The organism is Rhodococcus sp. DMF-1 (assembly GCF_021441945.1).
GTDB lineage: Bacteria > Actinomycetota > Actinomycetes > Mycobacteriales > Mycobacteriaceae > Rhodococcus > Rhodococcus ruber.
Genome location: NZ_CP090442.1, coordinates 4,978,836 through 4,997,781, shown reverse-complemented (window position 1 = coordinate 4,997,781; position 18,946 = coordinate 4,978,836). Strand labels below are relative to the sequence as shown.

Sequence of the window (18,946 nt, the reverse complement as noted above, 5' to 3'; positions counted from 1 at the left end):
GTCAACTTACCGATCTTTCGGACCGGCCGGTGCGCCCTACCGTCCCGGACGCCGCGGCGTCGGTGCGGCGACGGACCGGGACACGATCATTCGCTGATCTTCTTCGCTCCCAGGATGTCCTGCAGCAACTCGATCGCCACGTCCTCCGGTTCGCGCCGCGTCGACGGGTCGACCGGGGTGGCGGCCTCGGCGAACATCTCCTCCTCGTCCTCGGCGGTGACGTCGGCGGGGCTGATCCGCGGAGGCTCGTAGCCGGGCTCGGGGCCGGGGTCGTCCGGGTAGTCCGGCGCCTCGGGCGGTGGGATGTCGTCGGCCTCGGGACGCGGCGGAGCGGGGGTGGCGGCCGGAGACGCCCCGCCCGGCTGCGGGGCGGGCTGGGCCTGCCGCGCCTGGCTGGGCCGGGAGAACCGCGGCTGACCGGAGGGGCGCGACGCCGACTGGGCCGCGGCCGGTTTCGCAGCGGTGGGGGGTGTCGCAGCGCCCTGGACGCAGGTCACCTCGAAGTCCACCCCGAACACCGCCCGCAGGGCGTCCGCGATCACCGCGGCGTTGCGCGGTTCGACGAGCCGTTTGACCAGCGGAGCGGAATCGTGGCCGAGGACGATGCGGCCCGCGTCCACGCTGCGGACCGTGGCACCGGACAGCATGACCTCGACGGTGCGGCTGCGCTCGCGGACCTTGCTGCGGACCTCGGACCACACCGCGCGGACGGCGGCGGCGTCGGGTCCGGCGGCCGCGGCGGGCGCCGGCGCGGGCTGCGGTCCGGGTTCCGGCTCGGTCGGTTCCGGTTCCCGCACGACGGGGCGAGGCGCAGGCTCCGGTTCCCGCACGGGCTCCCGTACGACGGGCCGTGGTGCCGGCTCCGGTTCACGTGCCGGCGCGGCGGCAACCGACGGTGTTTCCGACGGTGGCGCCGGGACCGGCTCGGCCGCGGGCTCGACGACGGGTGCGGGCTCGACGACGGGTGCGGGCTCGACGACGGGTGCGGGCTCGACGACGGGTGCGGCCGGTGCTGCCCGCCGCTGGGAGGGACGCTGGAACCTGGCGGCCGGCTCGTCGGGCGCGATCGGCGCGGGCGCGGCCGGGACCGGCGGGACGGCCCGCGGCGCGACGCTCGGCGGCGCAGTGCCCGGCGGAACGGCGCCCGGCGGCGCTGCCGCGATCCCGCTTTCGAGACGCTCGAGACGTTGCAGGACAGCCGATTCCGAATCGGACGCGGCTGGCAGCAGCATCCGCGCGCACATCACCTCGAGAAGCAGGCGCGGCGCCGTGGCCCCGCGCATCTCGCCGAGGCCGGAGTGCACGATCTCCGCGTACCGGGTCAGGGTGGCGGGACCGATCCGGTCGGCTTCCTCCCGCATCCGCTCGAGCACGTCACCGGGCGCGTCGACGAGACCGCGCTCGGCGGCGTCGGGCACCGACCGCATCAGGATGAGGTCACGGAGCCGCTCGAGCAGGTCGACCGCGAACCGTCGTGGGTCGTGGCCGGCGTCCATCACCTTCTCGACGGTTCCGAACAGTCCCGCCCCGTCGCCGGCGGCGAGGGCGTCCACGGCCTCGTCGATGAGGGCGACGTCGGTGACCCCGAGCAGCGCGAGTGCCCGGCTGTAGGTCACGCCCTCCTCGCCTGCGCCGGCGAGGAGCTGGTCCATCACGGACAGCGAGTCGCGCGGCGAGCCCCCGCCCGCACGGATCACCAGCGGGTAGACGGCATCCTCGACCGGCACGTTCTCCTGCGTGCAGATCTTCTCGAGCAGCCCGCGCATGACCGGGGGCGGCAGCAAGCGGAACGGATAGTGGTGGGTGCGCGAGCGGATCGTCGGCAGCACCTTCTCCGGTTCGGTCGTGGCGAACACGAAGATCAGGTGCTCCGGTGGCTCCTCGACGATCTTGAGCAGGGCGTTGAAGCCCTGCGTGGTGACCATGTGGGCCTCGTCGACGATGAAGATGCGGTACCGCGACTCGGCCGGCGCGTAGAAGGCGCGGTCGCGCAGTTCGCGGGTGTCGTCGACGCCGCCGTGGCTCGCGGCGTCGAGTTCGATGACGTCGAGGTTGCCGCCACCGCCGGGACCGAGCGCCACGCAGGACCGGCACGTCCCGCACGGCGCCGACGTCGGACCCTCCGCGCAGTTCAGCGAGCGCGCCAGGATCCGGGCCGAGGAGGTCTTGCCGCAGCCGCGGGGGCCCGAGAACAGATACGCGTGATTGATGCGACCGGCGTCGAGGGCGATGCTCAGGGGCTCGGTGACGTGCTCCTGACCCACCACCTCGGCAAAGGTCGCCGGTCGGTACTTACGGTAGAGGGCCACGCGCCGAGACTACCGGCGCCGACCGACAGACCGGCCGCGTGGTTGCGACGAAGCGATGCGGGTATCCGACGGCCATGACCGGAACACGACCGTTGGCCCTGGTGACCGGAGCGTCGAGCGGAATCGGCCTGGAACTCGCCCGACTGTTCGCCCGGGACGGCTACGACCTCATCCTGGTGGCCCACTCCGATGCCCTCGACGACGCCACCCGCACACTCGCCGCCGCCGGCGCCGCCACGATTCCGGTGCGCGCCGACCTACGGACGGCGGCGGGCGTGGAGGAGGTGTGCGCCGCCGTGACCGCCACGGGCCGGCCGCTGGCCGCCGCGGCGCTCAACGCCGGCACCGGGCAGGGTGGCCTGTTCGTCGACACCGGCCTCGACGACCAGCTCGAGGTGGTGGACGTCAACGTGCGTTCGACCGTGCACCTGGCCAAGTACGTTCTCGACGGGATGACCGCGCGGGGCGCCGGCCGCGTACTGATCACCTCGTCGGTGGTCTCGGAGATGCCCGGGCCCTACCAGGTGGTCTACAACGCCTCCAAGTCGTTCCTGCAGTCGTTCTCCGAGGGACTGCACGAGGAACTGCGCGGGACGGGGGTCACCGTCACCGCGCTGATGCCGGGGGCGACCGACACCCCGTTCTTCCGCAAGGCCGAGATGGCGGACGCGCCGATCGCTCGCGGCCCGAAGGACGACCCGGCCAAGGTCGCCCGCAAGGGCTACGAGGCGATGCGCGGGGGCAAGCGGAAGGTGGTGGCCAGCTCGCCCATGTCCAAGACCATGGCGCTCACGGCGGCGGTGATGCCGGATTCGGTGAAGGCCTTCCTCCACCGATTCATGGCCAAGCCGGCGTCCGCGCCCCGGTAGGCCGTGCCGATCGAGCCGGTCTAGATCGGGGTCGCAGCGAGGCGGATCGCGGCACGGTAGGTGCGGGAGAGCATCGCGATGCCGCGCCACTCCCCGGGAGCCGGCGGGGTCGTACCCGAACGCGCGCACCTCCTGCGCGCACCGGCAGGCGATCGCGAACTTCGCGGCCCATTCCAGCGCGGCCTCCCGGGAGGGCAACTCCAGTACCGTGAAGCCGCCTGCGAGCTGCTCGGTCTGCGGGTACGTGCCGGCGGTCACTTTGCCGTCCCCTTCGACGAGGACCGGCGGAACGCTCTCGTCGATTCCACCGCCGAACACCCAGACGCCGGCGTCCTTCGCCTCCTCCACCACCGCGTGCGCCGCATCCGACACTGCCTGCATTTCCCCGTCGGGAACGACCATGGCGCCACTCGGGAACGAGATCAGGTACTTCGTCATTGCGTCGGCTCCTTCTTCCCGGGACTCGGACCCGTCCTCGCCGATGCGGGCACGCTGCGCACGAGACTCGCTCGCCCGCCCCACGGGCGTCCGGCTCCCGCACCGCGGGCGCCGAGCACGGGATCGACACGCCCCCGTCGTGGCAGGTGTCAGAGATGGGGCAGCGCCCAGCTGAGGAACACCACGCCCGCAAGGATTCCGAAGATGCCGGTGAGCATGCCGACGAGCGCATCGAGGGACTTCGCTTCGTCGGTGAACACGGCGGGCCGCCGGGTGGCGGCGATGCCGGTCCCGAGGGCGGCCGCACCGAGTAGAACGCCGAAGCCGAACGTCCAGAAGGTCACGATCGAGAGGGCGCCGAGCATCAGGGCCAGATCGGCTCCGTTGTCCTCGACTGTCTCACGCAGCCGCGACAGGGCGGGGAAGTCGAATCGGGAACGGTGTGGTCCGGAGCGGAAGGGAGTCTGCAGGACGGACATGGTCTTTCGAATCCTCGTCGGAGATGGCGGAACGGAATGCAGCACGCGAGGGCGGAGCCGTACGGAATCTTCTGCAGGACAAGAATTCCGAGATCCGCGACGGCGCGGTAACCGGCGCTCGGCGCGAGGGGACGGATACGGCACACGACATCTCGTATCGACCTCACCCCTCGGCCCGGCTGCTACGCAGCACAGATTAGCACTCGCCGACGCCGAGTGCTAACGCTGCCGACTCCGATCGCTCGTCTCACCGATCCGGCTCCGCGCCAGTACAGTTCCTTCATGCGCGCGGGGAGGACGGCGAAGGTGTGGGCGGCGGCCCTGGCGATCCTCGCCGTGGCGATGGGCACCACCGGTACCGCCACCGCCGATCCGGATCCGGGCGCGCGGGTCACCACCGACGGCACGGGGCTGCGACTCGACGGGCAGCCCTGGTGGCCGACCGGCTTCAACGCCTACCAGCTGGGCACGAACTGGGCGGTGAACTGGGGCTGCGGCGCCATGGTCGATCTGGACGCCTACTTCGGCGCCCTGCCGCCACATTCGCTCACCCGCTTCAACGCGTTCCAGGCTCTGGCCGTCGACCGGTTCACCGGCGAGCTCGATTTCGGCCCGCTCGATGCCGTGTTCGCGGCGGCCGAGGCCCACGGCCAACTCGTGATCCCGGTCCTCGCCGCCCAGGACGGCGCGTGCGAGGACGAGGTGTTCAAGGACCGGCAGTGGTATCTGGACGGATGGACGGAGCCGGTCGATCACGAGCGCGCAGTCCTGAGCTTCCGGGACTGGGTGACGACGGCGGTGACGCGATGGAAGGACTCCCCCGTTCTGGCCGCCTGGGAACTCGTCGGCGAACCCGAGACCAGCGTGTGCACCGATGCCGAGTGCTCGTGGTGGCTGCGGCGGTGCCCGCCGGACGCAGCGGCCGTCCTGCGCGGGTTCTTCGACGTCGCGGGGGCCCAGGTCCGCGCCCTCGATCCGCGCACCCTGATCACCGCGGGATTCACCGGCGGCGGGCAGTGCGGCACCCAGGGCGACGAGTACGCGACGGTCGGCTCGTCGCCGTGGGTGGACGTCGTCCAGTACCACGACTACGGCGCCGACGCGGTCCCCCTTCCGGGCGACCAGTGGAACGGTCTGGCACGCCGCATCACCCAGGCCCGGCAGATCGGCAAACCACTCCTGGTGGCGGAGATCGGCGAGCTGGCGGGCCGGTGCGGCGCCACGGCCGACCGCGCCGAGCACATCGCCACGAAGATCGCGGGACAGAAGGCGGCCGGCACCGCCGGGGCGTTCATCTGGGCGTTCGTGCCCGACCCCCGGCCGGACGCCTGCACGTACGACGTCGGCCCCGACGACGAATTGTGGGGCGTGATCGAACAGTTCGGAACCACCGGGGACTCCGCCGAGTCGACCCCGGCCACCGGCTGACCGGCCACCGCGCGACGGCACCCACACGGCCGGGCGGGTCTTCCCGGCTCACGGTTTCCGGCGGACGTGGTTTGGCATCGCGCCGGCCCGGGTAAAGGAGGGCGATCACGGCCCGGCGTCGCCCCCACCGGCACCCGCCGGAAGGTGACACCGACAAGTAATCGCGGCCAGCACAGGAGGGGTCATGACACTCGACTACGACACCCGTAAAGAGCTCGACACGGACGAGCTGACCACCCCCACGCTCCCGGCGGTGAGCGAGACGGTGGAGCCGGACGACGGCGACATCGCCGAGTTCTTCGAACTCCCCGGCGCCGACCTGTCCGGCGAGGAGCTCACCGCCCCGGTCGTGCCGCGGCGCAGCGACGAGTTCGTCTGCGACAGCTGCTTCCTCGTCCATCACCACAGCCGGCTCGCACGGTCCGACGACGGCACGACGCGCTGCCGGGACTGCAGCTGACGGATCTCGATCGAAAGGGCGGAACGAGAACGGTTTTCCGCCGAGGTGTAGTTCTCGACCGTCCGGGGTAACAGTAGTCGTGACCACGCCGGCAGCGGCGGGTGAAGACCGGAGGGGACCGGAAGGGTCCCCGAACGAAGGGAAGTGGAGCGTGCTCGGACTCGGAATCATCGGGTGGATCATCATCGGCGGCCTCGCCGGCTGGATCGGCAGCAAGATCATGAAGACCGACGAGCAGCAGGGGATCCTGCTGAACATCGTCGTGGGTGTCATCGGCGGCCTGCTCGGTGGCTTCCTGCTCAAGCTCTTCGGCGTCGACGTCGAAGGCGGCGGACTGATCTTCAGCTTCCTCACCTGCCTCCTCGGTGCGGTGATCCTGCTGTTCGTGGTCAAGGCCGTCACCGGTCGCCGCCCGGTCACCCGCCGGTAGTCTCGCAGTTCAGTCACCACACACGCGGCGGCCTCCCGTCACCCCGTTCCGGGGCACGGGAGGCCGCCGCGCTGCGCGAGCCGGATCCTCGCCGGGCGTGTCGGGCGTCGCCCGCTGCGAAAAGGGGACCTTTCCGGCATGCTGACCGGGTGGATGGCGCGTGCGGTGAGCGTGGGGGTCATCCCGGAACCACCGGCGAGCGACGAGAGGGACACCGATGGACGACACCGCAGCAACGAAGGCGCGCTCTGCTTCCGGGAGCCGCACCCAGGAGACCCACGAGCTGTCCCAGGAGGACCTCGCCGCCGTCGTGGAGGCGCTGACCGGGCGTCCGGCCGACGTCCCGGAGCCCCCGCAGGCCCCGAAGCGACGCCGGTCGCCCCGGAAGAAGACCTGAGCCGCCGGCCGACGGGCTCGCCGATCCGGGCCGTGCAGGCTCACTTCTTCCCGGCGGCTGCCTTCAACGCCTTCTTGAACTCCCGGACCTCCTGCAGGGTCTGTGCATCGACGACGTCGGCGATGGACCGCCGTGACCCGTCCTCGCCGTACTCCCCCGCAGCCTCCCGCCAGCCCTCGGGTCGCACCCCGATCTGCTTTCCCAGTAGGGCGAGGAAGATCCGGGCCTTCTGGTCGCCGTAGCCGGGCAGGGCCTTCAGGCGCTTCAGCACCTCCCTGCCGTCGGGGTCGCCACTCGTCCACAGGGCCGCCGCGTCACCGTCGTAGCGGTCCGCGATCTCGGCGCACAGCGCCTGGATCCGCTTGGCCATCGATCCGGGGAACCGGTGCACGGCCGGCGGCCCGGAGCAGATCGCGGCGAACTCGTCCGGATCGGCCTCGGCGATCCGGTGCACGTCCAGACCGCCGAGGCGGTCGGCGAGCTTCTTCGGTCCCGCGAACGCGGTCTCCATCGGCACCTGCTGATCGAGGAGCATCCCGATGAGCAGGGCGAGCGGGTCGGCGGCGAGCAACGCATCGGCGTCGGCATCACCTACGAGGTTCAAGGTCGGTGCCATGCTCACGATCCTCGCATCCACGGGAGTCCGGCGAGCGAACGGCGCGACGATCAGCCCTGGCCGCCCAACGCGAACGCCACCAGGAAGCCGAGGGCCGTGGAGATTCCGACCCACCAGCCACCCTCCCGATATGCCTCCGGCATCAGTGAGTCGGAGATGACCGCGATCGTCGCGCCGCCGGCGAAGGCCTGGACGAGTGAGATGCCGGCGGGGGGCAGCGAGTCGGCGTACGCCGTCGCGAGCACCACCACGAGCACCAGCAGTGTCGCCGTGATACCCCAGATGAGCACGGCTTTCCGCCGATCGAAGTTCGAGCGCATCGACGCGGCACCGGCCACGGCCTCCGGCAGGTTGCCGACCGCGACGGCCACCAGCAGCACCAGTCCACCGCCGCCGGCGCCGGCGCCGGCGAGCGTCACCCCCAGGGCGGCGTTCTCGGGGATCCCGTCGAGCAATGCCCCGAGCATCAGGGCCCACCCCAGGGCAGCGGTGCCGAGCCTGCGCTCGATCAGCCGATCGGCGACGACGTACACCGAGGCCCCGAGCAACAGCGCACCGCCGGCGGACCACAGGCCCTGGTCCGCGAAGGCGGGCGCGAACAGTTCGGTGGACACCGCGGCGACCATGGCGCCTGCACCGAAGGCCATCAGCGCCGCGAGCAGAGGTCGGGGTAGGTCGTACCGGAGCCCGACGAGGGCACCGGCGAACAGGGGCACCGCAGTTCCCAGTCCGTACCAGAGGGCGGTCAGCACCGGATCACTCTACGACTGCAGCAACGAGAGATGTTGCATGCCAATACCGAACACTTCCGTCCGCGACGGCGGTCACCCAGGGCGCCGCAGCCGTCCCGGGGTCGACGTCCTCGACACCGGCGCGTAGCGACCTGCGCACCGGCGCCCGGTAGCGTCCTGTCGCGGCGGCAGAGCGAGCGGCCGCCGCCTCACCACTGCCTGGAACCCGGCTCCACCTCGAAACGCTCGCGGTAACGTCTTTCCGCCTCCCCCAGCACCTTCGGGCTCAACCGGGCGTGCGGGCGGATGTCGATCACCAACGGCTCCTGGTCGAGGCCACGGCCGACCATCGTGCCCTCGAGCAACCACAGGAAACGCCCGTCGGTCTCGTCGCCGGCGGCGTACCGGTGGATCCGACGCGCAACCCAGTCCTCGACAGGACGCCGCCACCACGGTTCCGGGGCAACGGGAAGGACGGACCACCCCGGCAGGGTGAGGTTGGCCGCCCGATCGCGCGTGGGACCGTCCGCAGCGTCCGCCGCCGGCCCCCGGGAAAAACGCAGGTAAAGGAGCGGATTCCCGGCGACGAGCGCAGCGAGCTGGTCGAGACCGGTGATCACCTGCATGTCGTCGGGATCGGGATACATCTCCTCGCGCAGCATCGTCGACGCGTCTCGTCCGGCCGTCAGCTCGGGTCCGGCACCGGGCGAGGCGAGGACCGCCGTCGTCGGATCGGCTCACCGGTGCCCACGACGGCTCCCTTCGTCGACGGTTCCGGCGCGAGCGTCGCAGGACACCCGCTGACCCGCACGATACTCCCGAATCCGGGTCCGACCCACGCAACGCGATCCGCGGTGGATCGCACGAGCGGGCATGGGGGCGAGAAGCGCGCCGTCCGCGACGGCGTGCCGGAGTATCGTTCGGATATGCCACTCCACGGCGAAGAATCGGAGTACACGCGCGTTCTCGAAGACGTCCGGGACCTCGTCGCACACGCGATCGGTGCGGGAAATTCCGCGGAGAGCGTCCGGGAGTTCTGGCGCGAACAGATCGACCGGTACGTCGAGGACGCGGCGGCCTCGGACCGAATGTGACACGGGTTCGACCGTAGTGGTGCGGTGTTCGGCCGCGCGGCCGGCGCGCACTCGGAAGGGGGGCGGATGGTCCAGGCCGGTTCGGGCGTGAGGATCGCGCTCGCGCTCGTCACGGCGGCCGTGGCAGGCGCGGTCACCGCGGCGACGCTCCCCGTGGGGCCGGTCACGACGGTCCACGCGCTTGCGGTGATGACGTCCGGCCTGCTGCTCGGTGCGGTCGGCGGCTGGGCCGGGCGCTCGGCCTGGATGGTGGTTCCGCTCGTCCTCGCCTACGGCATTGCACTGGAGATCGTCCGGCTGGACGTGTCGGTACCGACGATCGACGACGTGCGGCTCGACTCGATCTACGGCGTGCTGGCGCTGACGGTGAGCCGAGGCCTGCACGCGATCCTGCTGGTGCTGCCGATGCTGGTCGGTGCCCGCCTCGGGGTCGCGCTCACCCGACGGCGCGCCGGGACCCCACCCGGTCCCCGTCGAGGACTCGTGCTCACCTCGGTCCTCGGCGTGCTGACGCTCGTACTGGCAGCCCTGGTCGTCCGGCCGGCCTCCACACCTGCCGTGCTCGGGCCCGACGGGCAGCCGGTGGGAGTGGCGGCTCTCGAGACCGTGTCGCTGGGCGGCGACGACCACGCGCTGATGATCCGCGCCGCGGATCCCGGGAGGCCTGTGCTGCTGTACCTGTCGGGCGGCCCCGGCCAGTCCGACATGGCGCTGGCACGCGCCCTGGCGGAGCCGTGGGTGGACGACGTCGTGTTCGCAACCTACGACCAGCGCGGCAACGGCAAATCCTACGGCGCGCTGTTCCCGACCGACGAGACCACCCTCGAGCGGGTCGTCGCCGATACCGTCGAGGTCGCCGAGTATCTCCGGGACCGCTTCGACGAGGACCGGATCTATCTCATGGGTGAGTCGTGGGGCACGATCCTCGGTGTCCGCACCGTGCAGCAGCGCCCCGACCTGTTCGCCGCGTACCTCGGCAGCGGACAGATGGTGAACGTCCGGGAGACGGACCGCCGGATCTACCGCGATCTGCAGGAGTACGCGACCCGGACCGGTGACACGGACCTCGCGGCGACCCTGCAGGAGATCGGGGAGCCGCCGTATGCGGACATCCCGTGGGCGAACGCGCAGATACTCGCTGCCTACGACCACCTCTACGATCCGTACGAGCCGGCGGCGGGGTATCGCGCGCGGGGCGAGGCGAGCGGCCTGGACGGCTTCGGGATTCTCGGCACCGAGTACTCGCTGATGGACAAGGCGAACGTGCTGCGGGGGCTGATCGACACCTTCACCGTGATGTATCCGCAGATCCAGGACATCGACTTCCGGCGGGATGCGACCCGGCTCGAGGTGCCGGTGTACATCCTCGACGGGGCGGCCGAACTCGACGGGCGCCGGGAACTGCTCCTGGAATGGTTCACCCTGCTCGACGCGCCGGAGAAGAGACTGATCACGTTCGACGACGCTGCCCATGCGGTCGCATTCGAGCAGGCCGACGCCGTGGAGCAGCTGCTTCGAGACGACGTGATCCCGAGGACGTCCGGCCGGTGACGACGGGCGGCCGGTTCTCCACCGGTTGTCCACGGCTTGTCCACAGAGTTGTCCACAGGTGGGGGATACGCTCGGCCCCGGCCGTCGTGTGACGACCGGGCCGAGGGACGGAACTGCTCGCCGGCTACTTCCCGAGGGCCTTCTCGGTCGCCGCGAGGAGCACACACGTCGCGACGCCGTCCATGGCGGTGGCGAGCTCGTCCAGCGACGGGAAGCTCGGAGCGAGCCGGATGTTCTTGTCGTCGGGGTCGTTCTTGTACGGGAACGCCGAGCCCGCCGCGGTCAGCGCGATCCCCGCGTTCTTCGCGAGGGAGATGACCCGCTTGGCGGTGCCCTCCACCACGTCGAGGCTGATGAAGTAGCCGCCCTTCGGCTCGGTCCAGGACGCCACCTTCGACGACCCGAGCCGGTCCTCGAGAATCGTCAGCACGAGCGCGAACTTCGGCGCGAGCAGTTCGCGGTGCTTGGCCATGTGTGCCCGCACCCCGTCGGCGTCACCGAAGAAGCGGAGGTGACGCAGCTGGTTCACCTTGTCCGGGCCGATGGTCTTGATACCGAGGAACTTCTCGTACCACGCCAGGTTCTCGACCGAGCTGCCGAAGAAGCTGACGCCGGCGCCGGCGAAGGTGATCTTCGATGTCGAGGCGAGGACGAACACGCGGTTCGGATGACCGGCCTCGGCCGCCATGCCCAGGATGTCCAGGGCGGGAGCCGGTTCCTCGACCAGGGGATGCACGGCGTACGCGTTGTCCCAGAAGATCCGGAAGTCCGGGGCGGCCGTCGGCATCGACGCCAGTTCGCGGGCGACGCGCTCGGAGAACACGACACCGGTCGGATTCGAGTAGGTGGGGACCGCCCACATGCCCTTGATCTGCGGGTCCGAGCCGACGAGCGCGGCGACCTTCGCCATGTCCGGTCCGTCGTCGCGCATGGGCACCGGAATCATCTCGATCCCGTACGACTCGGTGATCGCGAAGTGCCGGTCGTAGCCGGGCGCGGGGCACAGGAACCGGACGACGGGCTCCTGGGACCACGGGCGCGGCGAATCCACCGTGCCGTGCAGCAGCGACGCCACGATCAGGTCGTGCATGATCTCGAGGCTTGCGTTGTTGCCGGCGATCAGGTTCTCGGTGGGGATGTTCAGGAGCTCCCCGAAGATGGCGCGCAGTTCGGGCAGTCCGCGCAGGCCGCCGTAGTTGCGGCAGTCGGTGCCGGACGCGTCGCGGTAGTCGTCGACCCCGGGCAGCGACAGCAACTCCGCGGAGAGGTCGAGCTGCTCGGGGGAGGGCTTGCCGCGAGTCAGGTCCAGCGTCAGCTTCTCGGCTTCGAGTCGCGCGTAGTTGTGGGACTGGCGCTCGTGCTCTGCGACGAGTTCCTCATGGCTCATCAACCCAATCTGGGTTTGGGTAGGCATGCGGAAGGACCTTTCACCGCGCCCAACGGCACGGGCATCGGCATCGGAAGCTAGGGGACCCCGCGCACCCGGCAGAGCCCGTTGACCCTTGCTGCCTTCCGGCCCTGGGGGAGTTCACAGGATGCGCGCCGCGCGGGATCCATCGGCCAGTGTAGACACACATCGCCCGCGACCGTGAATCGACCCCGTCGCACCCCTCCGAAACCTGCGGCGACCTCCCCGTTTGGCATCTACCAGGTCGTATTCGGTATGCTTCCCCACGGAGGATTCGCCTAGTGGCCTATGGCGCTCGCCTGGAACGCGGGTTGGGTTAACGCCCTCAGGGGTTCAAATCCCCTATCCTCCGCCACGGCAACGGCCCGTGACCAGTGGAAACACTGGTCACGGGCCGTTGTCGTTCGTCGGGCACGCAGTCGCGCGGTCGACAGTCATCCGCTGCCGCAATTGCGGGTGCGTACGACTGAACGAGGCGCGGCTGTCCACCACAGCTCACTCGCAGGCGACGCCGTCGCCGTCACCGTCCATGTTCTCGCTGTACCCGGGCTGACCGGCGTACAGCGGCGCCGCGCCGGCGGCCCGCGCCTCGGCGCAGTTGCGGTACACCACGGCCGGAGCCGGCTCCGGAGCCACCGACGGGACGGGTTCCGGGACCGGGGTCGTGGCAGGCGCGGGGACCGGGTTCGTGGCAGGCGCGGGTTCCGGGACCGGGGTCGTGGCAGGGGCGGCGGCACCGCACCCGGTGAGGACACGGACCATCGCGTCGTGCTCGGCCTGGGTCACCCACAACCCGTAGAGGGCCTTGACCTCGATCTGGCGCGCGACGTACGTGCACCGGTACGACCGGTTCGGGGGCAGCCAGGTCGCGGCGTCGCCGTCGCCCTTCTGCTGGTTGGCGGCACCGTCGACGGCCTGCAGGTTGCGGGGATCGTTGGCGAAGTTCGCGCGGGTCTGTTCGTCGAGCTGCTGGGCGCCCTTCTGCCACGCGTCGGACAGTGCGACGACATGATCGATCTGCACGTCGGCGGAGGTGTCCTGGCCGCGACGGAAGTCGATGGTCGTGCCCGTGTAGGCGTCGTGGAGGGTGCCGAAGAGGACGACGCAGTCCCGGGTGGCGGTCTTGTAGGTGATGTCGACCAGGTCGCGCCGCAGGATGTCGTTGCGGGTGTCGCACCCGTTGTGGCCGCCGTCGACGTCGACGTCGTCGCTCCACGCCGGTCCGAAGAGCTCACGGTCGTAGCCGGTCTTGGGTGCTCGGCCCTTGATCGGCAGGGTCGCGAGCGTGGCCAGCGCCGGCGTGGCGGACACGTCGGCAGGGACGGGGGTCGGCGGCGTCGCAGGGGCCGGTGCGGGGGTGGTCGTCGGGGTCGCGGCGACGGTGGGCGCGTGGGTCCGGGTGCCGATGTCGGTCGCCGTGGCGCATCCGGTCAGCAGCAGGGCCGCCGCAGCGAGTCCGGCGCTCCATCCCTGTGTGCGGTGATGCGGGGACTGGCGGGACGGTGAGGCGAACACGCTGGGTACTCCTGGGGGCGGGATGCGGCACGGCAGCACCCTCCGCGGGGGAACGAAAGGGTGTCTCCGGGAGGTCGCACCGGACATCCCTTTCGTTACCAGAGGTAACAGCACGGATTGATTACGATTCGTCCGTGGTCGGATACGGCAGACAACTCACGGCCCTCGCCGTCGCACTGTCGGGCCTCGCCGGGTTCGTCGACGCCCTCGGGTTCATCACCCTCGGCGGCGTGTTCGTGTCGTTCATGAGCGGGAACTCCACCCGGCTGAGCGTCGGCCTGGCCGAGGGCACCTGGGGTCCGGCCGCGCTCACCGCCGGGGTCATCGGCCTGTTCCTCGTCGGCGTCGTCCTCGGTGGGGTGGTCGCGCAACTGTCCGACCGCAGCCGTCGCGCCCGCAAGACCGCCGTGCTCGCCACGGTCTCCGCGCTCCTGCTGCTCGGGGCGCTCGCCCACACCGCGGGCTGGACGCCCGTCGCGGTGGTGGCGATGACCCTCGCCATGGGTGCGGAGAACTCGGTGTTCCAGCGCGACGGTGAGGTGAGCGTGGCCCTGACGTACATGACCGGGGCGCTCGTCAAGATCGGGCAGCGGCTCGCCGCCGCGATGTTCGGCGGACCCCGCTGGACCTGGCTGCCGTACCTGGGTCTGTGGCTGGGACTGGTGACCGGCGCCGTCGGCGGCGCCGCGGCGCATCGGATGCTCGGACTGCACGCCCTGTGGATCGCCACCGCGGCCGCCGTCGCGCTCACCCTCGCGGTGCGGCACCTGCCGTACCGGCCGTAGCGGAGTCCGGTTCCCCAGGCGGGCAGCGGTTGTCGGTGCCGGCGCCTACGCTCGTGGGCCATGAGGTGGTATGTGCCGAGCGCTCCCAGCGCGGACCTCGCCGAGCACGTGGTGTGCGTGTGGTCGGCGGTCTCCGACGGGCAGAGTCACCTCCTCGTGCCGGACGGATGCGTCGACGTCCTGTGGATCGCCGGCGTCGGCATCCGCGTGTGCGGCCCGGAAACGTCCGCGTGGTCGTTCACCCTGCCGCCCGGCATCGTCTCCGCCGGGGTGCGGTTCCGCCCCGGTCTCGCCTCGTTCGCCCTGCGCGCGTCGGCCGCGCAACTCCGCGATACCCGCGTCGGGTTGGACGACCTGATCGGCTCGGCAGGGGCCCGACCACTCGCCGACCGGCTCGACAACGCCCGGACCGCCCCCGAACGGCTCGAGGTGTTCCAATCCGCGGTGCGGCGCTGGCTCGCGCACGGCCTTGCCCCCGACCCGCTGATCGGGCATCTCCGGCAGGCGCTCTCCGGACACTCGTGGAGCGTCGGCGCGCTCGCCGAGACCGCCGCGCTCACCGAACGTCAGCTGCAGCGCCGCTGCAACGAGGCGTTCGGGTACGGCCCGGCCACGTTGCGATCGATCCTGCGCCTGCAGCGGTTCATGGCCCTGGCCGACGCCGCACCCGCGCGCGGCCTGGCCGAGCTCGCCGCGGCCGCCGGCTACAGCGACCAGTCCCACCTGAACCGGGAGACGCGCAGGATCTCCACCCTGACGCCCACCGCCCTGCTCGCCGGGGAGGCGCCGCGGTGGCACGGCCCGGGCTCGGCCCTCGATGTCCGAAGTATCCAATCCCTCGGCGACCGCGGGGCGGAAGAATCCGTGGCTTAGCGCCTCTCCTGCCTGAAGGCGGGAGATTCCCGGCTCAGACCGCAACCGCACCACCGAGGAGGTGATCCGCTTGTCTGACGTCGTCGACACCGGTGTGGCCGCGCTCCGCCACAGCCAGAACCACTCCGGCAGCGTTCCGGTCCCGGCATCCGCTGTAGCCGCACGCCGGGCACCGGAAGATCCGTTCCGCGAGTCCGAGGGGCTGCTTGGCTCTCGCGAAACACCCCGAACACGTCATGCTCGTGTACGCGGGCCGCACCAGCACCACCTTCCGGCCGGCCCGCCTGCCCCGCTCGACGAGTTCTCGCTTGGTCGCGGCGATCGCCGCGTCCGCGGCCTTGCGCGCCATCGTGGACTTGGCCAGGAACCGCGGCCGGAAATCCTCCCCCGCGATCACCGCATGCTGGGCGACCACCCGCCGCGCCCACACCCGCGCCTCGTGCCGGGTCCGCGCCGCGGCCTTCTGCTGGATCTTCGCCGCACTTTTCTTGGCCCGCCGATAGCCGTTCGACGCCGGGCGTCCCCTGCCCGGTCGCCGGCGCGTCATCGTGCGTTGCACCTTCGCCAGCTCCGCCGCGCAGCGGCTGCGGTGCTGCCGGTGCGGCAGGTCGAACCGTTCGTCGGTGGTGGTCGCGGTCCTGCTCACGCCCCAGTCGACACCGATCGCCGAACCCTCGGGGGCCGCGGGCACCGGTTCGGCATCGCGGGTGACGACGAACGAGGCGTACCAGTGCCCCAGCGGATCCCGGGTGATGCGCACACTCGACGGCTCGGACGGCAGCTCCCGCGACCACACCACCGGGACACTGACCCCCTTGGCGAGCACCAACCGGCCCTCGCGCAGGGTGAAGCCGCGGCGGGTGTACTCGAGCGTCGGCAACGCTTTCTTGCGGGCCTTGCACCGCGGCCGGCCCCGCCCGGTGATCCGGAACGAGTCGTCCAGGGCGCGGGCGTAGGTCCGCAGCGTCTGCTGCTGGGCCACCTGGGATCCGGCCCGCAGCCACGACGACTGCTGCCGCGCCCGGGTGAGCAGTCTGCTCAGCTTCCCGAAGGTGGGTCTCGCACCGGATTTCTGTTGGTGGACCGCCTCGTTCCACAGGAACCGGCAGCGATGCCACTCGTCGAGCAGGGCACGTTCGGCGGCGCGGCCCGGCCGCAACCGGTAGTTGTAGCGCACCACCTCGCCCCCCATGCCCGGCACCGTAGCCGCACCCACCGACACGTTCGCTCGACACCACCCCGACACCGAGAAAGGAGGACGGCGCTTGTGCTCCCTCGTCTACGAGGCAGTATCCGCGCCGAACACCAGATGACCGAGACCCTCTCCCCCGCCCGTCACTACCGCGAACTCGCGGCGAAGTTCACCGCACGCGTCGAGGCCGTGCCCGCCGACCGATGGGACGCGCCGTCGCCCTGCGCGGGCTGGTCCGCCCGCGACGTGCTGCGGCACGTCGTCGACACGCAACGGCAGATCGTCCCCGTCGTCGGCCTGGAACTGCCCGCCGGCCCGTCGCCGGACACCGACCCGGCCGGAGCCTGGGCCGCCACCCGCGACGGCATGCAGACGATCCTCGACGATCCGTGGCGCGCCGGCCTCGAGTACGACGGCCACTTCGGCCGCACCACCCTCGCCGCGACCGTCGCGCGGTTCTACAACTTCGACCTCGTGGTGCACGCCTGGGACCTCGCCCGCGCCGCCGGCCTGGACGACACCGTCGACGACGAGGACCTCGACTTCGTGGAGGCGACGGCGCAGGCCCTGGGTGACTCGATCCGGATGGAGGGAGTCTGCGGACCGGCCGTCGAGGTGCCCGCGGACGCCGACCGGCAGACCCGGGTGCTCGCGCACCTGGGGCGTCGCGCCTGATCGGCGGTAACCTCGCGCCTGACCGGCGGTAGCCTCGGGGCATGCGCGCTCCGGGCTGGTGGCTTCCGGTGTCGCTGCTGGCCGTGGCCGCCCTCCTGTCCGGTCCCGCCGAGGTCACCCCGCCCGCGCCCGTCACGTCCGTCGGCATCCCGGCGACGGGACTGACCGCCGACGTCCCGGCGACGTCCGCGACGATGTACGCGGGGGTGACCGATTCCGCCGACCCGCCGCTCCCGCGCGCCGTCGGCGAGCGCGGCGCACCGGCGTCCGTCGGCGACGAGTTCGACGAGTATCCCTATGTCCGCTACGAACTCGAATTTCCCCCCGGAACCGAGTCGGTGACGCTCCGGTGGCAGGGCCGCAGCGTCAACCTCGACGACCTCGCCCTGCACGTGCGCACCGACGGTTCGTGGGGCGAGCCGCGGGCCGTCGCGCGGCCCGAGGTGCCCGGCGGACCGATCGTGCTCGAGGCGCGGGTCACCGACGTCGCCGGCCCCCTGGAGATCCTGGTGATCGACGCGCCCCGTCGCGACCGGAGCTTCCGCGACGCCGCACCGGACCAGGCGTTCGCCGACCCGGCGGATTACGACTTCGCGATCCAGCACCTCACCGACACCCAGTACCTCGCCCGCGACGACACCGCCGTCTTCCGGGACATGACCACGTGGACGGCGCAGCAGGCCCGTGCCCGGAAGATCGCCTACGCCGTGCACACCGGGGACCTGATCCAGTCGTGGATCCGGCCGGGCGCCCCGGACGCCCGCGCCCGCACGGAGTTCGAGGTCGCGTCGGAGGCGATGGGAATTCTCGAGGCGGCCGGCGTGCCCTACGGGGTCCTGCCCGGCAACCACGACAACCTGTGGAACGTCGCCGGCCGGCTCGTGCCGGGCGAGCACGAACGCAACCATGCGCTGTACAACGAGTACTTCGGGCCGCAGCGGTACCGGGACCGGCCGCAGTGGGGTGACTCGGTGACCGACGCCGACAATTCGGCGCACTACGACCTGTTCGAGATCGCCGGCACCCCCTTCCTCGTCCTCTACCTCGGCTACAACCCGCCGGAGCACGTGATGCACTGGGCCGAGGGGGTGCTGGCCGCCCATCCCGACCGCAACACGATCGTCGCCGCGCACTACTACCTCGACGAGGACGGCCGTCTCCGGATGAGTGGATTCGGCGACATCGGCGGCAGTTCCGGCCAGCAGATCTGGAACCGGCTCGTCGTGCCGCACGAGTCGGTGTTCATGGTGCTGTCCGGGCACGTCGACGGGCAGACGACGGTGACCGACCGCCCGATCCCCGGCAGTGACCGGCGCGTGGTCGAGATGCTCGCCGACTATCAGTACTTCCTCGTCGACGGCCGGCGCGCGACGGGATTCCAGCGGTTGCTGCAGTTCGATCTCGACGGCGGCACGGTCGCCGTCACCACCCACTCGCCCGCCCTCGACAGTTTCCGGGTGGAGGACCACGACCCGCGCCGCCGCTACACCCCCGAGGACGGCGATTTCGTGGTGGACGTGCAGTTGCGTGCCGGCGTGCCCCGCGCGGTGATACCCGGATGAGCACGGATCACCCTGCCGCCGAGGCAGGTTCGGCGGTCGTCGCGCGGCTTCCGGGGCGGGCCTCCCCGAGCGCGTCGGCGGCGTCGCCCGCGGTGCGCCCTGCGGTTCGCAGCGGTCGCGTCACCGTGGGCGGC

At 71.3% G+C, this 18,946-nt stretch carries 19 protein-coding genes, 1 tRNA gene, 1 other RNA gene and 1 pseudogene; 12 read left to right on the top strand and 10 right to left on the bottom strand.

Annotation, left to right across the window (positions count from 1 at the left end; genetic code table 11):
- Window positions 1-86: 86 nt before the first annotated feature.
- On the bottom strand, window positions 87-2,309 hold the full coding sequence (locus LZP97_RS22890; protein WP_040273582.1) for a DNA polymerase III subunit gamma and tau: 2,223 nt from the start codon (window positions 2,307-2,309) through the stop codon (window positions 87-89).
- A gap of 74 nt (window positions 2,310-2,383) precedes the next feature.
- Between LZP97_RS22890 and LZP97_RS22885 the strand changes: the two genes are divergently transcribed.
- On the top strand, window positions 2,384-3,178 hold the full coding sequence (locus LZP97_RS22885) for an SDR family NAD(P)-dependent oxidoreductase (protein WP_040273580.1): 795 nt from the start codon (window positions 2,384-2,386) through the stop codon (window positions 3,176-3,178).
- Between the two features lie 102 nt (window positions 3,179-3,280).
- Here the strand turns inward: LZP97_RS22885 and LZP97_RS27425 are convergent.
- A pseudogene (locus LZP97_RS27425) lies at window positions 3,281-3,616 on the bottom strand (YciI family protein); the annotation flags it as partial.
- A 149-nt stretch (window positions 3,617-3,765) separates the two neighbouring features.
- Window positions 3,766-4,095 carry a hypothetical protein gene (locus LZP97_RS22875; protein ID WP_017682359.1) on the bottom strand — a complete coding sequence of 110 codons (330 nt, stop codon included), beginning with the start codon at window positions 4,093-4,095 and terminating at the stop codon, window positions 3,766-3,768.
- Window positions 4,096-4,401: 306 nt separating this feature from the next.
- Here LZP97_RS22875 and LZP97_RS22870 point away from each other — a divergent pair, with 306 nt between their 5' ends.
- The 4 genes from LZP97_RS22870 to LZP97_RS22855 all read left to right on the top strand — a co-directional run bounded on the left by LZP97_RS22870 (window position 4,402) and on the right by LZP97_RS22855 (window position 6,810).
- Window positions 4,402-5,523, top strand: a complete 1,122-nt coding sequence (locus LZP97_RS22870; protein ID WP_082061323.1) for a beta-mannosidase — start codon at window positions 4,402-4,404, stop codon at window positions 5,521-5,523.
- Window positions 5,524-5,707: 184 nt separating this feature from the next.
- A complete protein-coding gene (locus tag LZP97_RS22865; protein WP_010594896.1) occupies window positions 5,708-5,983 on the top strand; it encodes a DUF4193 family protein in 276 nt (91 codons plus the stop codon).
- Window positions 5,984-6,134: 151 nt separating this feature from the next.
- On the top strand, window positions 6,135-6,413 hold the full coding sequence (locus tag LZP97_RS22860; RefSeq protein ID WP_026138144.1) for a GlsB/YeaQ/YmgE family stress response membrane protein: 279 nt from the start codon (window positions 6,135-6,137) through the stop codon (window positions 6,411-6,413).
- Between the two features lie 217 nt (window positions 6,414-6,630).
- Window positions 6,631-6,810: a hypothetical protein gene (locus tag LZP97_RS22855; RefSeq protein WP_017682363.1), complete on the top strand. Its 180-nt coding sequence runs from the start codon at window positions 6,631-6,633 to the stop codon at window positions 6,808-6,810.
- Window positions 6,811-6,850: 40 nt separating this feature from the next.
- On the opposite strand, the gene LZP97_RS22850 is transcribed toward LZP97_RS22855, so the two are convergent.
- The 3 genes from LZP97_RS22850 to LZP97_RS22840 form a co-directional block, all read right to left on the bottom strand.
- Window positions 6,851-7,426 (bottom strand): HhH-GPD-type base excision DNA repair protein, encoded by a 576-nt coding sequence (locus LZP97_RS22850; RefSeq protein WP_010594894.1) that lies wholly within the window; start codon window positions 7,424-7,426, stop codon window positions 6,851-6,853.
- Window positions 7,427-7,476: 50 nt separating this feature from the next.
- Entirely contained in the window at window positions 7,477-8,178 is a 702-nt protein-coding gene (locus LZP97_RS22845; protein WP_010594893.1) for a ZIP family metal transporter, read from the bottom strand.
- Window positions 8,179-8,366: 188 nt separating this feature from the next.
- The gene (locus LZP97_RS22840; protein WP_010594892.1) at window positions 8,367-8,819 is read right to left on the bottom strand and encodes a DUF6098 family protein; all 453 of its coding nucleotides are present in this window, start codon (window positions 8,817-8,819) and stop codon (window positions 8,367-8,369) included.
- Window positions 8,820-9,083: 264 nt separating this feature from the next.
- On the opposite strand from LZP97_RS22840, the gene LZP97_RS22835 reads away from it, so the two are divergent.
- Entirely contained in the window at window positions 9,084-9,251 is a 168-nt protein-coding gene (locus LZP97_RS22835) for a hypothetical protein (RefSeq protein ID WP_157180003.1), read from the top strand.
- An 87-nt stretch (window positions 9,252-9,338) separates the two neighbouring features.
- Window positions 9,339-10,802, top strand: coding sequence for an alpha/beta fold hydrolase (locus LZP97_RS22830; protein ID WP_157180002.1), 1,464 nt, complete (start codon window positions 9,339-9,341; stop codon window positions 10,800-10,802).
- Window positions 10,803-10,926: 124 nt separating this feature from the next.
- Here the strand turns inward: LZP97_RS22830 and LZP97_RS22825 are convergent, their stop codons facing one another.
- Together LZP97_RS22825 and ffs are read right to left on the bottom strand one after the other, a co-directional pair.
- Entirely contained in the window at window positions 10,927-12,216 is a 1,290-nt protein-coding gene (locus LZP97_RS22825; protein WP_040273575.1) for an aminotransferase class I/II-fold pyridoxal phosphate-dependent enzyme, read from the bottom strand.
- A 49-nt stretch (window positions 12,217-12,265) separates the two neighbouring features.
- An RNA gene (gene ffs, locus LZP97_RS22820) (signal recognition particle sRNA small type) lies at window positions 12,266-12,360 on the bottom strand.
- 117 nt (window positions 12,361-12,477) lie between these two features.
- Between ffs and LZP97_RS22815 the strand changes: the two genes are divergently transcribed.
- Window positions 12,478-12,565, top strand: a tRNA-Ser gene (locus tag LZP97_RS22815).
- A 140-nt stretch (window positions 12,566-12,705) separates the two neighbouring features.
- On the opposite strand, the gene LZP97_RS22810 is transcribed toward LZP97_RS22815, so the two are convergent.
- On the bottom strand, window positions 12,706-13,725 hold the full coding sequence (locus LZP97_RS22810) for a GmrSD restriction endonuclease domain-containing protein (protein ID WP_040273573.1): 1,020 nt from the start codon (window positions 13,723-13,725) through the stop codon (window positions 12,706-12,708).
- A gap of 134 nt (window positions 13,726-13,859) precedes the next feature.
- Here LZP97_RS22810 and LZP97_RS22805 point away from each other — a divergent pair, with 134 nt between their 5' ends.
- Window positions 13,860-14,510: a YoaK family protein gene (locus tag LZP97_RS22805; protein WP_010594887.1), complete on the top strand. Its 651-nt coding sequence runs from the start codon at window positions 13,860-13,862 to the stop codon at window positions 14,508-14,510.
- A gap of 60 nt (window positions 14,511-14,570) precedes the next feature.
- On the top strand, window positions 14,571-15,383 hold the full coding sequence (locus LZP97_RS22800) for a helix-turn-helix domain-containing protein (RefSeq protein ID WP_172603542.1): 813 nt from the start codon (window positions 14,571-14,573) through the stop codon (window positions 15,381-15,383).
- Window positions 15,384-15,417: 34 nt separating this feature from the next.
- On the opposite strand, the gene LZP97_RS22795 is transcribed toward LZP97_RS22800, so the two are convergent.
- Entirely contained in the window at window positions 15,418-16,575 is a 1,158-nt protein-coding gene (locus LZP97_RS22795; RefSeq protein ID WP_210063198.1) for an RNA-guided endonuclease InsQ/TnpB family protein, read from the bottom strand.
- Between the two features lie 117 nt (window positions 16,576-16,692).
- Here LZP97_RS22795 and LZP97_RS22790 point away from each other — a divergent pair, with 117 nt between their 5' ends.
- A complete protein-coding gene (locus LZP97_RS22790; RefSeq protein WP_010594884.1) occupies window positions 16,693-17,250 on the top strand; it encodes a TIGR03086 family metal-binding protein in 558 nt (185 codons plus the stop codon).
- A 41-nt stretch (window positions 17,251-17,291) separates the two neighbouring features.
- On the top strand, window positions 17,292-18,812 hold the full coding sequence (locus LZP97_RS22785; RefSeq protein WP_017681589.1) for a metallophosphoesterase: 1,521 nt from the start codon (window positions 17,292-17,294) through the stop codon (window positions 18,810-18,812).
- The last annotated feature ends 134 nt before the right edge of the window (window positions 18,813-18,946 follow it).

What these genes read in the sequence shown, in the direction of transcription:
- LZP97_RS22885 (WP_040273580.1), top strand. Translation starts at nt 2,384, where the DNA reads ATGACCGGAACACGACCGTTGGCCCTGGTGACCGGAGCGTCGAGCGGA.
- LZP97_RS22875 (WP_017682359.1), bottom strand. Translation starts at nt 4,095, where the DNA reads ATGTCCGTCCTGCAGACTCCCTTCCGCTCCGGACCACACCGTTCCCGA.
- LZP97_RS22865 (WP_010594896.1), top strand. Translation starts at nt 5,708, where the DNA reads ATGACACTCGACTACGACACCCGTAAAGAGCTCGACACGGACGAGCTG.
- LZP97_RS22855 (WP_017682363.1), top strand. Translation starts at nt 6,631, where the DNA reads ATGGACGACACCGCAGCAACGAAGGCGCGCTCTGCTTCCGGGAGCCGC.
- LZP97_RS22850 (WP_010594894.1), bottom strand. Translation starts at nt 7,426, where the DNA reads ATGGCACCGACCTTGAACCTCGTAGGTGATGCCGACGCCGATGCGTTG.
- LZP97_RS22840 (WP_010594892.1), bottom strand. Translation starts at nt 8,819, where the DNA reads ATGCTGCGCGAGGAGATGTATCCCGATCCCGACGACATGCAGGTGATC.
- LZP97_RS22835 (WP_157180003.1), top strand. Translation starts at nt 9,084, where the DNA reads ATGCCACTCCACGGCGAAGAATCGGAGTACACGCGCGTTCTCGAAGAC.
- LZP97_RS22825 (WP_040273575.1), bottom strand. Translation starts at nt 12,216, where the DNA reads ATGCCTACCCAAACCCAGATTGGGTTGATGAGCCATGAGGAACTCGTC.
- LZP97_RS22800 (WP_172603542.1), top strand. Translation starts at nt 14,571, where the DNA reads ATGAGGTGGTATGTGCCGAGCGCTCCCAGCGCGGACCTCGCCGAGCAC.
- LZP97_RS22795 (WP_210063198.1), bottom strand. Translation starts at nt 16,575, where the DNA reads ATGGGGGGCGAGGTGGTGCGCTACAACTACCGGTTGCGGCCGGGCCGC.
- LZP97_RS22790 (WP_010594884.1), top strand. Translation starts at nt 16,693, where the DNA reads ATGACCGAGACCCTCTCCCCCGCCCGTCACTACCGCGAACTCGCGGCG.
- LZP97_RS22785 (WP_017681589.1), top strand. Translation starts at nt 17,292, where the DNA reads ATGCGCGCTCCGGGCTGGTGGCTTCCGGTGTCGCTGCTGGCCGTGGCC.